The organism is Streptomyces griseorubiginosus (assembly GCF_036345115.1).
Lineage (GTDB): Bacteria > Actinomycetota > Actinomycetes > Streptomycetales > Streptomycetaceae > Streptomyces > Streptomyces griseorubiginosus_C.
Window position 1 is genome coordinate 5,382,742 of the sequence record NZ_CP107766.1, and the last position, 13,229, is coordinate 5,395,970.

General features: G+C 71.9%; 10 protein-coding genes. 6 read left to right on the forward strand and 4 right to left on the reverse strand.

Annotated elements, in window-relative coordinates:
* The first annotated feature begins 25 nt into the window (after positions 1-25).
* Both OHN19_RS24415 and OHN19_RS24420 read left to right on the forward strand, forming a co-directional pair.
* Positions 26-2,611 carry a bifunctional FO biosynthesis protein CofGH gene (locus OHN19_RS24415; RefSeq protein WP_330266231.1) on the forward strand — a complete coding sequence of 862 codons (2,586 nt, stop codon included), beginning with the start codon at positions 26-28 and terminating at the stop codon, positions 2,609-2,611.
* Positions 2,612-2,675: 64 nt separating this feature from the next.
* The gene (locus tag OHN19_RS24420) at positions 2,676-3,236 is read left to right on the forward strand and encodes a hypothetical protein (RefSeq protein WP_330266232.1); all 561 of its coding nucleotides are present in this window, start codon (positions 2,676-2,678) and stop codon (positions 3,234-3,236) included.
* Here the strand turns inward: OHN19_RS24420 and OHN19_RS24425 are convergent.
* A complete protein-coding gene (locus OHN19_RS24425; protein ID WP_330266233.1) occupies positions 3,229-3,735 on the reverse strand; it encodes a DUF2165 domain-containing protein in 507 nt (168 codons plus the stop codon). The genes OHN19_RS24420 and OHN19_RS24425 overlap by 8 nt on opposite strands.
* 89 nt (positions 3,736-3,824) lie before the next feature.
* On the opposite strand from OHN19_RS24425, the gene OHN19_RS24430 reads away from it, so the two are divergent.
* The gene (locus OHN19_RS24430; RefSeq protein ID WP_330266234.1) at positions 3,825-7,199 is read left to right on the forward strand and encodes a tetratricopeptide repeat protein; all 3,375 of its coding nucleotides are present in this window, start codon (positions 3,825-3,827) and stop codon (positions 7,197-7,199) included.
* A 6-nt stretch (positions 7,200-7,205) separates the two neighbouring features.
* Here the strand turns inward: OHN19_RS24430 and OHN19_RS24435 are convergent, their stop codons facing one another.
* Positions 7,206-7,598 carry a helix-turn-helix domain-containing protein gene (locus OHN19_RS24435; RefSeq protein WP_330266235.1) on the reverse strand — a complete coding sequence of 131 codons (393 nt, stop codon included), beginning with the start codon at positions 7,596-7,598 and terminating at the stop codon, positions 7,206-7,208.
* An 80-nt stretch (positions 7,599-7,678) separates the two neighbouring features.
* Between OHN19_RS24435 and OHN19_RS24440 the strand changes: the two genes are divergently transcribed.
* A complete protein-coding gene (locus OHN19_RS24440) occupies positions 7,679-8,503 on the forward strand; it encodes an NAD(P)H-binding protein (RefSeq protein WP_330266236.1) in 825 nt (274 codons plus the stop codon).
* Between the two features lie 169 nt (positions 8,504-8,672).
* Positions 8,673-9,785 carry an ADP-ribosylglycohydrolase family protein gene (locus OHN19_RS24445; RefSeq protein ID WP_330266237.1) on the forward strand — a complete coding sequence of 371 codons (1,113 nt, stop codon included), beginning with the start codon at positions 8,673-8,675 and terminating at the stop codon, positions 9,783-9,785.
* A gap of 24 nt (positions 9,786-9,809) precedes the next feature.
* Here OHN19_RS24445 and OHN19_RS24450 read toward each other — a convergent pair whose 3' ends face one another.
* Together OHN19_RS24450 and OHN19_RS24455 are read right to left on the reverse strand one after the other, a co-directional pair.
* Complete coding sequence (locus tag OHN19_RS24450) at positions 9,810-11,390, reverse strand: sodium:solute symporter family protein (RefSeq protein ID WP_330266238.1); 1,581 nt, start codon at positions 11,388-11,390, stop codon at positions 9,810-9,812.
* A 125-nt stretch (positions 11,391-11,515) separates the two neighbouring features.
* Complete coding sequence (locus OHN19_RS24455; RefSeq protein WP_330266239.1) at positions 11,516-12,304, reverse strand: SDR family oxidoreductase; 789 nt, start codon at positions 12,302-12,304, stop codon at positions 11,516-11,518.
* Between the two features lie 78 nt (positions 12,305-12,382).
* Between OHN19_RS24455 and OHN19_RS24460 the strand changes: the two genes are divergently transcribed.
* Positions 12,383-13,219 carry a hypothetical protein gene (locus tag OHN19_RS24460; protein WP_330266240.1) on the forward strand — a complete coding sequence of 279 codons (837 nt, stop codon included), beginning with the start codon at positions 12,383-12,385 and terminating at the stop codon, positions 13,217-13,219.
* The last annotated feature ends 10 nt before the right edge of the window (positions 13,220-13,229 follow it).

Here is a 13,229-nt window from a genome sequence, read left to right on the forward strand (position 1 = left end):
ATCACACCGCTCGTATGCTCGAAGGATGACGACCTCCGCGACCTCCGGAACCGGCCCCACCGAGAACTCCATGCGTCGCGCTCTCAAACGTGCCCGGGACGGCGTCGCCCTGGACGTGACCGAGGCGGCGGTGCTGTTGCAGGCGCGTGGCGAGGCCCTCGCGGACCTCACCGCCTCCGCCGCCCGCGTCCGGGACGCCGGTCTCGAACAGGCCGGCCGCCCTGGTGTCATCACGTACTCGAAGAGCGTCTTCATCCCGCTGACCCGGCTGTGCCGGGACAAGTGCCACTACTGCACCTTCGTGACCGTGCCCGGCAAGCTCCGCCGGGCCGGTCACGGCATGTTCATGTCCCCCGACGAGGTCCTCGACGTGGCCCGCAAGGGTGCCGCGCTGGGCTGCAAGGAAGCCCTGATCACCCTCGGCGACAAGCCCGAGGACCGCTGGCCGGAGGCCAGGGAGTGGCTGGACGCGCACGGTTACGACGACACCATCGCCTACGTCCGGGCCATCTCCATCCGGATCCTGGAGGAGACGGGCCTCCTGCCCCACCTCAACCCCGGCGTGCTCTCCTGGACCGACTTCCAGCGGCTGAAGCCCGTCGCGCCGAGCATGGGCATGATGCTGGAGACGACCGCCGAGCGGCTGTGGTCCGAGCCCGGTGGGCCGCACTACGGCTCCCCGGACAAGGAGCCCGCCGTACGGCTGCGGGTCCTCGAGGACGCCGGCCGCTCCTCCGTCCCCTTCACCTCCGGCATCCTCATCGGGATCGGCGAGACCTACGAGGAGCGCGCCGAGTCCCTGTTCGCGCTCCGGCGCACGGCGCGGTCGTACCACTCCATCCAGGAACTGATCATCCAGAACTTCCGCGCCAAGCCGGACACCGCGATGCGCGGCATGCCGGACGCGGAGCTCGACGAACTCGTCGCCGCGGTGGCGGTCGCCCGCCTCATCATGGGCCCGGCGGCCAACATCCAGGCCCCGCCGAACCTGGTCGAGGGTGAGTACGAGCGGCTCATAGCCGCTGGAATCGACGACTGGGGCGGCGTCAGCCCCCTCACCATCGACCACGTCAACCCCGAGCGCCCCTGGCCGCAGATCGAGGAGCTCACCGAGCGCTCGCGCGCGGCCGGCTTCGAACTGCGGGAACGCCTGTGCGTGTACCCGGAGTTCGTGCAGCGCGGCGAGCCGTGGCTGGATCCCCGGCTGCGGCCGCACGTGGCGGCCCTCGCCGACCCCGCCACCGGACTCGCGCGCCCCGACGCCCTTCCCCAGGGCCTCCCCTGGCAGGAGCCCGACGAGGTCTTCGTCCCGTCCGGCCGCACCGACCTGCACGCCACCATCGACACCGAGGGCCGTACGTCCGACCGCCGCGACGACTTCGACGAGGTCTACGGCGACTGGGGCGCCCTGCGCGAGGCGGCCGCCCCCGGCATGGTCCCCGAGCGCATCGACACGGACGTACGCGATGCGCTGCGGACCGCCGCCGACGATCCCACCAAGCTGACCGACGCAGAGGCCCTCGCGCTGCTGCACGCGGACGGGCCCGCGCTGGACGCCCTCACCCGGATCGCGGACGACGTCCGCAAGTCGGTCGTCGGCGACGACGTCACGTACATCGTCACGCGGAACATCAACTTCACCAACGTCTGCTACACCGGCTGCCGCTTCTGCGCCTTCGCCCAGCGGCGCACCGACGCCGACGCCTACACGCTCTCCCTGGACCAGGTCGCCGACCGCGCCCAACAGGCCTGGGAGGTGGGCGCGGTGGAGGTCTGCATGCAGGGCGGCATCCATCCCGACCTGCCCGGGACGGCGTACTTCGACATCGCGAAGGCCGTCAAGGAGCGCGTGCCCGGCATGCATGTGCACGCCTTCTCGCCGATGGAGGTCGTCAACGGCGCGACCCGCACCGGCCTGTCCATCCGCGAGTGGCTGACGGCGGCCAAGGAGGCCGGCCTCGACTCCATACCCGGCACCGCGGCCGAGATCCTCGACGACGAGGTCCGCTGGGTCCTCACCAAGGGCAAGCTGCCGACGGCCACCTGGATCGAGGTGATCACCACCGCCCACGAGGTCGGCATCCCGTCGACCTCGACCATGATGTACGGCCATGTCGACCAGCCCCGCCACTGGCTCGGCCATCTGCGCACCCTCGCCCGCATTCAGCAACAGACCGGTGGCATCACCGAGTTCGTCACCCTCCCCTTCATCCACACCAACGCGCCGGTGTACCTGGCGGGCATCGCGCGGCCCGGTCCGACCATGCGGGACAACCGGGCGGTGACCGCGATGGCCCGCCTGCTCCTGCACCCCTGGATACCGAACATCCAGACCAGCTGGGTCAAGCTCGGCACCGAGGGCGCGGCGGAGATGCTCCGCTCCGGCGCCAACGACCTGGGCGGCACCCTCATGGAGGAGACGATCTCGCGGATGGCGGGGTCGTCGTACGGCTCCTACAAGTCGGTGAAGGACCTGATCGCGGTGGCGGAGGCGGCGGGGCGGCCGTCCCGGCCCCGCACGACGCTGTACGGCGAGGTGCCCGAGGAGCGGCAGCAGGCCGCCGCCGTCTCCGACGGGCACCTGCCGGAGCTGCTGCCGCTGGTGGACTGAGCTGTTCGACGGGGGCCGGTACGATGATCCGACCCCCGTTCGACGGGGATCCTTAGCCGAGGAGATGCGTGCCGTGCCAGCCCCGAAGGTCTGGGTGACGGGTCTGACCGTGGGGGCGGTCGCCGCTGTCGTCGTCCTGGCCGTACAGGCCGACAAGGGAACCAAGCCGAGCGTGGCCCTCACCAGCAGGCCCAGCGTGTCGGCGTCCCCCAGCGCGTCCGCGCGGCCCGAACCCTCCGCGACCGCCGTCCCGGACGCCTCCGGCACCGGCCGCCGGATCGTCTACTCCCTCGGCGAGAAGCGGGTGTGGCTGGTCGACGCGAGCGAGGCGGCCCGGCGCAGCTTCGCGGTGTGGCCGGGGACGGTCGACCCGGCCCCCGGCAGCTACTCGGTCTCACTGCGCCGCGGCGACCCGCAGACCGGTTCGGACGGCGTGCGGGTCGAGCACATCGTCTACTTCACCGCGGTGGACGGCGTCAGCATCGGCTTCTCCAACGCGGTGGACGGCTCCTCGCCCCCGCCCGCCAACGGCGCACAGACCGGCGGTATCCGCATGAAGGCCGCGGACGGCTCGGCACTGTGGACGTTCGGCGAGACGGGGACGAAGGTCGTCGTCGTCAACTAGCGCTGCGGTCCGGCAGGTTGACCACCAGCAGGACGACACCGCTGAACACGAACACCCGCAGGGCCGCGTCCAGCCCGTTCCAGGTGTCCGACTGCCACATGGAGAACCACTCGCCGCCGATCGCGATGAACCCGGCGCCGAACAGCACCATCAGCATGAGCAGACCGTAGGTGGAGAACCGCCGGGCGGCCTGGTCGTCCCGGCGCACCCACAGATACGTGCCGTAGATCAGCACGAGCGCGGCCAGCGTCTCCCAGACGATGATCGCGACGTACGCGGTGTTCTGAAGTCCCTTGCTGGTGACGGCTCTCCACATCAGGTCGTCGTCCTTGAACGTCGTGTCCATCGCGAGAACATGCTGCACGAACGCCTGGTTCGTCCCGAAGTCCGTGATGTTCCCGAACGCGACGAGCGCGATGTACAACGCGACGCTCGCGGTGAGCAGGGTGGCCGAGAGGTGGAGTGCGCTGCGTGTGGTGCGTGGGGGTGTCGATGCCATGGAGGTCATCTTCCCTGTGCGGGGCGGTGTGTTCCAGATCGCTTGGGCCAGAATGAGAGCCGGACGGGCCGTGACGAGGGGACGGACGCATGACGCAGGCGGAGCCGTCGGCGCAGGAGCTGATCCTGCGGCGCACACGGGCCGGATTCGTGGGCCGCGAGGCCGAACGGACCGCGTTCCTGCGGAACTTCGACATCCCGCCCGGCGATCCCCGGCACCGCTTCCGCTTCCATGTGCACGGCAGCGCGGGCATCGGAAAGACGTCCCTGGTCGAGGAGCTGGCCCATCTCGCCCGTGAACGCGGTGCCTTGACGGCCTACGTCGACGACGGCATCGGCAGCGTGCCGGAGGCGATGGAGGCGCTGTGCCGTGAATTCGCCGACCGGCGTCGGCGGTTCAAGGATCTGGAGCGGCGCCTGGCGGCCTGGCGGGACCGGCGGCGCGAGGCGGAGGCCGCCCTCGCCGCGCTCGCGCCGGACAGTGCGCAGGAGACGGCAGCGCCGTCGACCGGCAGCAGGATGGCGGTGGACCTCGGCCTCGGCGCCCTGGAGACCGCCCTGCCCGGAGCGGGTCTCGTCACCCGTGCCCTTCCCGCCGACCGGCTCGCCCAGGGCGCCGACCGGCTGCGGGCCGGCCTCGGCGCCCGCTTCCGCAACCCCGACGACGTGGACCTGGTCCTCGCCCCGGAGCGGGTCCTCACCCCGGTCCTGCTCGACGAACTGCGGGCCGCCGCCGGCGCCGTACCGTGGATCGTCCTGTTCTTCGACACCTACGAGCGGACCGGCCCCTTCCTCGACCCGTGGCTCCACGACGTCCTCACCAAGCCGCGGGAGCACGGGCGGCTGCCCGCCGCGTTCGTCGTCGTCACCGCGGGGCAGCGGCCCCTGGACGCCTCCCGCTGGGCCGGCCTGGACGCGGTGGCGGAGATGCCGCTCGCCCCGTTCACCGAGGCGGAGGCGCGTCGGCTGCTCGCCGCGCGGGGCGTCGTGGCGGAGCCGGTCGTCGAGGAGGTGCTGCGCCTGACGGGCGGCCTCCCGGTCCTCGTGTCGACCCTCGCGGCCAGGCGGCCCGACGGCCCGGACAACGTGACCGATCCGAGTGCCACGGCGGTGGAACGGTTCCTGAAGCCGGAACCGGAGGCCCGCCGCAAGGTCGCCAGGGCCTGCGCGCTGCCGAGACGGCTCGACGCGGACGTCTTCCGGCTGCTCGTCCCCGCCCCGGAGGCCGAACTCGACGAGCTGTACGCGTGGTTGACGGGGCTCCCGTTCGTCGGGCAGCGCGGTGAGCGGCTCCAGTACCACGACGTCGTACGCGCGCAGATGCTGCGACTGGAGCGGCTCAGGTCCCGCACCGACTGGACGAGCCGGCACCGGCGGCTCGCGCAGGCGTACACCGAATGGCGCGAGGATGCCGAGTTCGGGCGCCGCACCGAGGAGTTGTGGGCGGACGAGGAGTGGTGGGAGCTGCGCCTGGAGGAGGTCTACCACCTGCTGTGCGCCCGCCCGCCCGCGGCGCTCGCCGAGGCGCTGCGCGGTTTCGTCGTGGCCGGCCGCGAGGACGAGGTCGTCGCCCGGCGCTGGGCCCGGATGCTGGAGGAGGCGGGCGACGCGACGGACCACGCCGTACTGCGGGAGTGGGGGCGGTCGCTGGGCGCGGCACTCTCCGAGGGGGATGCCGGGCAGTCGGGGGCGGCGCTCTCTGGCGGGGGCAGCGGGCAGTCGGGGGCGGCGCTCGCCGACGAGGACACCGGGCTCGGCACCGCGCTGGACCTGCTCCTGACCCGCCCCGGGCTCGACCCGGCCGGGCGGGCGGAGGCGCACGCGCTGCGCGGCCGGGAGCTGCGCCGGCGCCAGGAGTACCGGCAGGCCCTCCAGGAGTACGACCGCGCGATCGAGCTGGATCCGCTGCAACCCCTGGCCCACTACGGCCGGGGCCTGACCCACCAGTTGCTGGACGACTACCCGGCGGCCCTGACCGCGCTCGACCGGGCCGTCGAACTGGCCCCCGACGCGGCGTGGATCCTCGCCGAGCGGGCCGAGACCTACCGTCTGGCGTCCCGTTTCGAGGAGGCGGACGCCGACTACACCCGCGCCCTCGCCCTCGACCCCACCGACGACGTCGCCCTGGCCGGTCGGGCGGCGGCCCGGCACGGACTGGGCAGGCTCGACGAGTCGCTCGCCGACTTCGACCGCGCGCTGGGCATCGATCCGGAGTACCTCTGGGCGCTCGTGCGCAGGGCCCGGCTGCACCGCACGCGCGGTGACCTGGACAAGGCCTACGCCGACCTCGACCGGGCGGCCGCGCTCGCGCCCGACCGGGCCTGGATCGCCTCGGAACGCGGGGACGCCTACCGGATCGACGGGCGGTACGAGGAGGCCGTAGCGGAGCTGGCGCGCGCGGTCCAGCTGGAGCCGGGCTACACGTCGGCGCTGGCGAGCCGCGGGCAGGCACTGAACGAACTCGGCCGCCGCGAGGAGGCGTTGGCCGACTTCGACCGGGCTCTCGCGCTGGTCCCCGACTACGCCTGGGCGCTGGTGATGAGATCCCGCGTCAAGCGCGCGCTGAACGACCGGGACGGCGTCGTCGAGGACCTGCGCCGGGCCGTCGCGGCCGAACCGGACGTCGACTGGATCCTGAACGAACTGGCCACCGAGTACCGGGTGAAGGGCCGCCACGAGGAGGCGTCGGCCCTGTTCCACACGGTCCTGTCCCGCAACCCCGACGACGAGGTCGCCCTGGCCGGCCTCGGCGCGATCCACCACGCCCGCAAGTCCTACGCCGAGGCCCTCCACCATCTGGACCGGGCCCTGGCCGCCGACCCCGAGTACGCGTGGGCCCACGGCCGCCGCGGCCGGGTGTGCCTGGCGATCGGCCGCACCGAACAGGCCCTGGCGGACCTGGACCGCTGTGTCGCGCTGGATCCGGAGATGACCTGGGAGCGGCGGACGGCGATCGAACTGCTCGAGTACCTCGGGCGGTGGGAGGAGGCGGAGGAGCGGCTGGCGGCGGCGTCCGACGCGGACCTCGACGACCTGCGTGCCGAGCTCCACCGCCACCACGGCCGGTGGGCGCAGGCCCGCGCGCTCGCCGAGCGGGTGCGGGCGACGGATCCCGTCGTCGGCACCTTCCAGCTGGCCATGACGGTCCACCGCTCCGAGGGGCCGGCCGCCGCCGCACCCCTCTGGCGCGACCTGTCCCGCCTGGCCGAGCAGGACCCCGGCATGACCCCCCTGTCACGCGCCCAGGCCCACTGCTTCCTGGGCTGCGCGCTCGGCGACTGGGCCGAGGCCGACCGGGGCGCGTCCGAACTCCTCGCCCTGGACCCGGAATGGGACGACCTCGCCACCGTGACCGACATCCTCACCGAGTTCGGCACGAGCCCTGACGCGGACCATGCCCGACTCGGCACTCTCCTGGCGGCGATGACCGACGCCCGTGACGCGATGCGGACCCGCCACGCGTAGGGCCCCTCAGGAGGGGTTCGCGTCCGCTTCCCTCGAGTCGTAGGCCCGCCGGGCCTCCTCCACCCGCTCCAGGTTCGGTGACCACTGCGCCAGCGTCGCGAACAAGGGGGCCAGGCTGCGGCCCAGTTCGGTGATCTCGTACTCCACCCGGGGCGGAACCTCCGCGTGGTAGGTGCGGTGGACCAGGCCGTCGCGTTCCAGCTGGCGCAGGCGCTGGGTCAGCACCTTGGGGGTGATGGTGGCGATCCGCCGCTGGAGTTCCACGAAGCGCTGACGGCCGTACTCGTGGAGGGTCCACAGGACCGGGGTGGTCCAGCGGCTGAAGACGATGTCGACCACGGGGGCGATGGGACAGGCGTTCTCGGGTGTGGTCTCCGTCACATCAGGCCTCTCGTCCATTACTTTCCTCTAGGTACCCACTGTCTTCCCGATAGTAGCGTCGCCGTGTGTTCACAGGAACCTCGGAAAAGGGGAGCGACATGATCGTGGTGACCGGTGCTACGGGGAACGTCGGACGGCCGCTGGTGCGGGCGCTGCTCGCGGCGGGGGAGACGGTGACGGCCGTGTCCCGGCGCACTCCGGACGAGCTCCCGGCCGGGGTACGGCATCACCGGGCCGACCTCGCCGCACCCCGGACGCTCAAACCCGCGCTCGACGGCGCGGAGTCCCTCTTCCTCCTGACCTCCGGCGACTTCATGGCCGCGGGCGGAGACCTCGGGCAGGTCCTCGAAGTCGTCCGGGCCGCGGGTGTCCGGCGGGTGGTCCTGCTGTCCTCGCAAGGGGTCGGCACCGGCGACCACCCGTCAGCACCGGAGGACGCGGTACGGCGGTCGGGGCTCGGCTGGACCATGCTGCGGCCCGGCGGCTTCCACTCCAACACCCTCCAGTGGGCCGGCCGGGTGCGCGCCGAGCGGACGGTGACGGCACCCTTCGGGGACGTCGCGCTGCCGACCGTCGATCCGGACGACATCGCCGAGATGGCCGCCGTAGCCCTGCGGGATCCCGAACACGCCGGGCTCGTCCACGAGTTGACCGGGCCCGCCCCGGTCTCACCCCGGCAGCAGACCGCCGCGATCGGGGACGCGCTGGGCGAACCCGTGCGGTTCGTCGAGCAGAGCCGGGCCGAGGCCAGGGCGGAGATGACCCGGTTCATGCCGGAGCCCGTCGCGGACGCCACCCTCGACATCCTCGGCGACCCGTCCGAGGGGCTGCGGCGGGTCAGCCCCGACATCGAGCGGGTCCTCGGACGCCCGCCCCGCTCGTTCGCGGACTGGGCGACCCGCAACGCCTCCGCCTTCCGGTGAGGACGGCCCGGCAAGGGCGGCGCGCCTTCCGGCCGTGGCGGCCCGGCAGGGGCGGCGCGCCTTTCGGTCATAGTCCCGCATACCCAATCGCCCCCTGAACCCCGCACCCCCCTTCGATTACAGTGCAGGACGTCGTACACACGGACGGTCGCGGAGGGGGGAGGGGCTCGTGGGGGCGAACGCCGTCGTCTGGGGGCGTGCCGAGCAGCAGGACTTTCGTAGCCGGGTGCGCGGGACGCTCCTCGGGGTGGCCGTCGGCGACGCGCTGGGCGCACCCGTCGACTCGCTCGGGCTGGACGAGATCCGTGAGGCGTACGGCGCCGAGGGGCTCGTGGACCTCGGGTTCGGGTACGGCAGACGCGGGGCCGTCACCCACCTCACCCAGCTCACCCTCTTCACCGTGGACGGGCTCATCCGCGCCCAGGTGCGCCGGGACACCGGGGCCTGGCACCCGCCCACCGACCTGCACCGGGCGTATCTGCGCTGGGCCGCCACCCAGCGGGACTGGGGACCCGACGAGCGGCGCAAGGACGACGGCTGGCTGGCCCGGGAGGAGTGGCTGTACGCCCGCCGCGACCCGACCCGGTCCCTGCTGATCGGGTTCGGCGACGACACCATGGGGACGCTGGAGTCGCCCAAGAACCCGAACGAACTCGGTCCCGAGGCCACCGCCCGCTCGGCCCCCTTCGGGCTGCTCGTCGGATGGGAGCCGCAGCTCGTCGTACAGCTGGCGGTGGAGTGCGCCGCACAGACCCACGGGCACCCCGTCGCCTATCTGTCGGCGGGCGCGTACGCCGTGATCGTGCACGCGCTGGCCCTCGGCGACAGTCTGGACGGGGCCGTGCAGCGGGCGCTCGCGCTGCTGGCCGCGCGGCCCGGGCACGAGCCCGTGTCGGACGCGCTCCAGCACGCGCTGGGCGCCGTACGGCAGGGGATGCCCACCCCGGCGCGGGTGGAGGAGCTCGCCGCGGACGGCTCGGCGGACGGGCTGCTGTCGGCGGCCGTGTACTGCGCGCTGGTCGGGGAGGACGTACGCCAGGGCCTGTGCCTCGCCGTCAACCACGACGGCCCCTCCGCCGCGGCCGGCGCCCTCACCGGCGGCCTGCTCGGCGCCCTGCACGGCGAGACGGCCCTCCCCCCGGCCTGGCTGGCCGAACTGGAGGGCCGTCCCACGATGCTGGAACTGGCCGACGACTTCGCGATGGAAATGACCCAGGGCCCGGCCCTGCACGGCCCGGCGGGGGCTTCTGCGGGGTGGCTGGCGCGCTACCCGAGGGGGTAGCGCGCTCCCCGAGGGGCTAGTGCGTCAGTCGCGTGCCGACGTACCGATCACGTCGTCCACCCCGCCCGCCGGAGTCGGGATCGCCGCGGCCGCCGCTCCCTCCCCGTCCCCGTCGGTGTTGATCTTCTCGATGATCGCGAGCCGTTCCGGGGTGTCCTCGGGTTTGATGAAGCCGACCAGGATGTACAGGACCAGGGACACGGCGAGCGGGATCGAGACCTGGTACTGGAGGGGGACGCCGCCGGAGACGCGGTCGTTGATCGGGTAGTTGACCAGGTAGAAGGCGAGCAGGCCCATCGACCAGCTGGTGAGTGCAGCGGTCGGGCCGGAGCGGCGGAACGGCCGCAGCAGGCCGAGCATCATCGGGATCGCCATCGGGCCCATCAGCCCGGCCACCCACTTGATGACGACGGTGATGATGTCCTTGAACGTGGGGGAGTTGACCTGGGTCGCCGCCGCCATGGACAGACCGAGGAAGACGACGGTGGTGATCCGGGCGACCCGCAGGCCCTGTCCCTGGCTCCAGCTGCGTGCCCGGCGCCACACGACCGGCGCGCAGTCCCGGGTGAACACGGCCGCGATCGCGTTGGCGTCGGAGGAGCACATCGCCATGGTGTGCGAGAAGAAGCCGACGATGACCAGGCCCAACAGGCCGTGCGGCAGCAGCTGTTCGGTCATCAGGCCGTAGGAGTCGGAGCCGTCCGGCTTCTGCGCATCGACCAGCAGCGGCGACATCCACATGGGGAAGAACAGCACGAGGGGCCACACCAGCCACAGCACCGCCGACAGCCGCGCGGACCGCTCCGCCTCCTTCGCGCTCGCCGTGGCCATGTAGCGCTGGGCCTGGTTGAGCATGCCGCCGTTGTACTCGAAGAGCTTGATGAAGAGGAAGGCGAGCAGGAAGACCGTCCCGTACGGCCCGACCAACGGCTCGCCGTGGCCCTGGAGTTCGGGCTCGTCCCAGGCGCCGAGGAACCCGATGCCCTTGTCGTTGAGCTTGAGGACCACGGCGATGAACATCGCGACACCGGCGAGGAGTTGGATGACGAACTGCCCCAACTCCGTGAGCGCGTCGGCCCACAGCCCGCCGATCGTGCAGTACACGGCGGTGATGGCACCGGTGATGAGGATGCCCTGGTTGAGCGAGATGCCGGTGAAGACGGACAACAGGGTCGCGATGGCGGCCCACTTGGCGCCCACGTCCACGATCTTCAGCAGCATGCCGGACCAGGCCAGCGCCTGCTGGGTCTTCAAGTCGTAGCGGTTCTTCAGGTATTCGAGCGGGGAAGCCACGTGGAGCCGGGAGCGCAGCCGGTTGATCCGCGGCGCGAACAGCTTCGAGCCGATGGCGATGCCCAGTGCGATGGGGAAGGACCAGGTGACGAACGAGGTGACGCCGTAGGTGTAGGCGATGCCCGCGTATCCGGTGAACATCACCGCGCTGTAGCCCGACATGTGGTGCGAGATGCCGGACAGCCACCACGGCATCTTGCCCCCGGCCGTGAAGAAGTCGCTGACATCGTCCACCCGTTTGTGGGACCAGATGCCGATCGCCACCATCACGCCGAAATAGCCGATGAGCACGGCCCAGTCGAGACCGTTCATATGCGCCCTCCCAGGGATCAGCCAGCGCTCATCGTGGGCGCCACCGCGTGGACACGACAAGCTGACGTCGGGTCAAAGGGAGGTAAAAATATTCGAGATGATGGCCTCGGTTCACCTATATGAACTCACCGCATCAGCTCCCCGGCGTTGACCAGCAACGACTGTCCGGTGATCGACCGCGCCCGGTCCGAGGCCAGGAACACCGTCGCGTCCGCCACGTCCCCGTCGGTCGCGAGATCGGGCAGTGCCATCCGCTCGGTCAGCCGCTTCAGCACGTCCGCCTCCGGCACCTTCTCGGTGTGCGCGGTGAACTGCACGTACGCCTGCACCGGCGGCCCCCACATCCAGCCCGGCAGCACGGTGTTGACCCGGATCCGGTCCGGCCCGAGCTCCCGCGCCAGCGAGTACATCGCACTGGTCAGCGCCCCCTTGGAGGCGGCGTACGCGGCCTGCCGCACCTGCGAGGGAGCGGCCACGGCCGACTGCGTCCCCACGAACACCACCGACCCCCCGACCGCCGCCCGCAACCCCGGCAGACAGGCCCGGGTCATCCGCAGCGACCCCAGCAGGTTCACGTCGACGACCGACTGCCAGGTCGCGAAGTCCGCGTCCTCCAGCCCGCCGAAGTAGCTGTCCCACGCGGCCACCTGCACCAGCGCGTCCAGCCGCCCGAACCGCTCCAGGGCCAACTCGGCGAGCGCGGCGCACTGTTGCTCGTCGGTGATGTCCGTCGGCCGGTACGCCGTGTGCGCCCCGTCCGGATCGATCTCGGCAGCGCTCTTCGCGAGATTCGCCTCGGTCCGCGCGCCCAGCACCGCGTTCCCCCCGTCCCGTACGACAGCCGCGGCCACCTGGTGACCCAGCCCGGCCCCGACTCCCGACACGACCACGGTCTTCCCGGAGAGAAGTGACATACCGGCGGCCTCCCTGCTCTGGCGCATTATCTGACGGGGCGTCAGAGTATGGGCGAGCGCTGGAGGAGGGAAGGTCCCATGGCAGAAGAGACCCGCAGCGAGACGTACGCCGAACTGGCCTCCGTAGGCCCCTACGGGGTCCGCCCCGGCCACGCCCTGATCACCATGGTCGAACCGCATCCCGGCCACGAGTACGCGTACAACCGCTGGTACGAGGACGACCACTACTACGCCGGCGCGATGGCCATGCCCTGGATGTTCGCGGGCCGCCGCTGGGTGGCCACCCGGGATCTCCAACTCCTGCGCGTCCCCGAGAAGTCGGCGGTGGCGCAGCCGGTGACGGCGGGCTGCTACCTCTCCGTGTACTGGGTGACGGACGGCCGCTACGACGACCACATGAAGTGGACGGTGGCCATCAACAAGCGCCTCAACCGCGACGCCCGCGTCTACCGCGACCGCACCCACGTCTTCACGGCCTTCCAGGACCACGAGGCCACGGTCTACCGGGACGGCGCGGCGGGCCCGAGGGACTTCCACGCCCTGGACCACCCGTACGCGGGCCTGGTCCTGGAGGTGATCGACGCCGAATCCCCGGAGCGGCGGGGAGAGTTGCTGGAGTGGCTGGTCGCCCGCCACCTCCCGAAGCGCCTGGCGGGCTCACCGGCGGCGATGGCGACGGTGTTCCGCCCGACCCCGCTGCCGGGCGACCGCATGACGTACGTGAAGCAGGTGGAGGGCGTGGACACCCGAGTGACGCTGCTGTGGTTCCTGGAGACGGACCCGAGGGAGTGCTGGGAGCAGTACTTCACCGACCTGGAGGACCCGGGCATGGGCCGCCGCGAGCTGCTGGCGCCTTTCGTCCCGACGGTTCCGGGCACGGACAAGTACGTGGATCAGCTTCGACAGGCCTTTTAGGGGCGCGGGG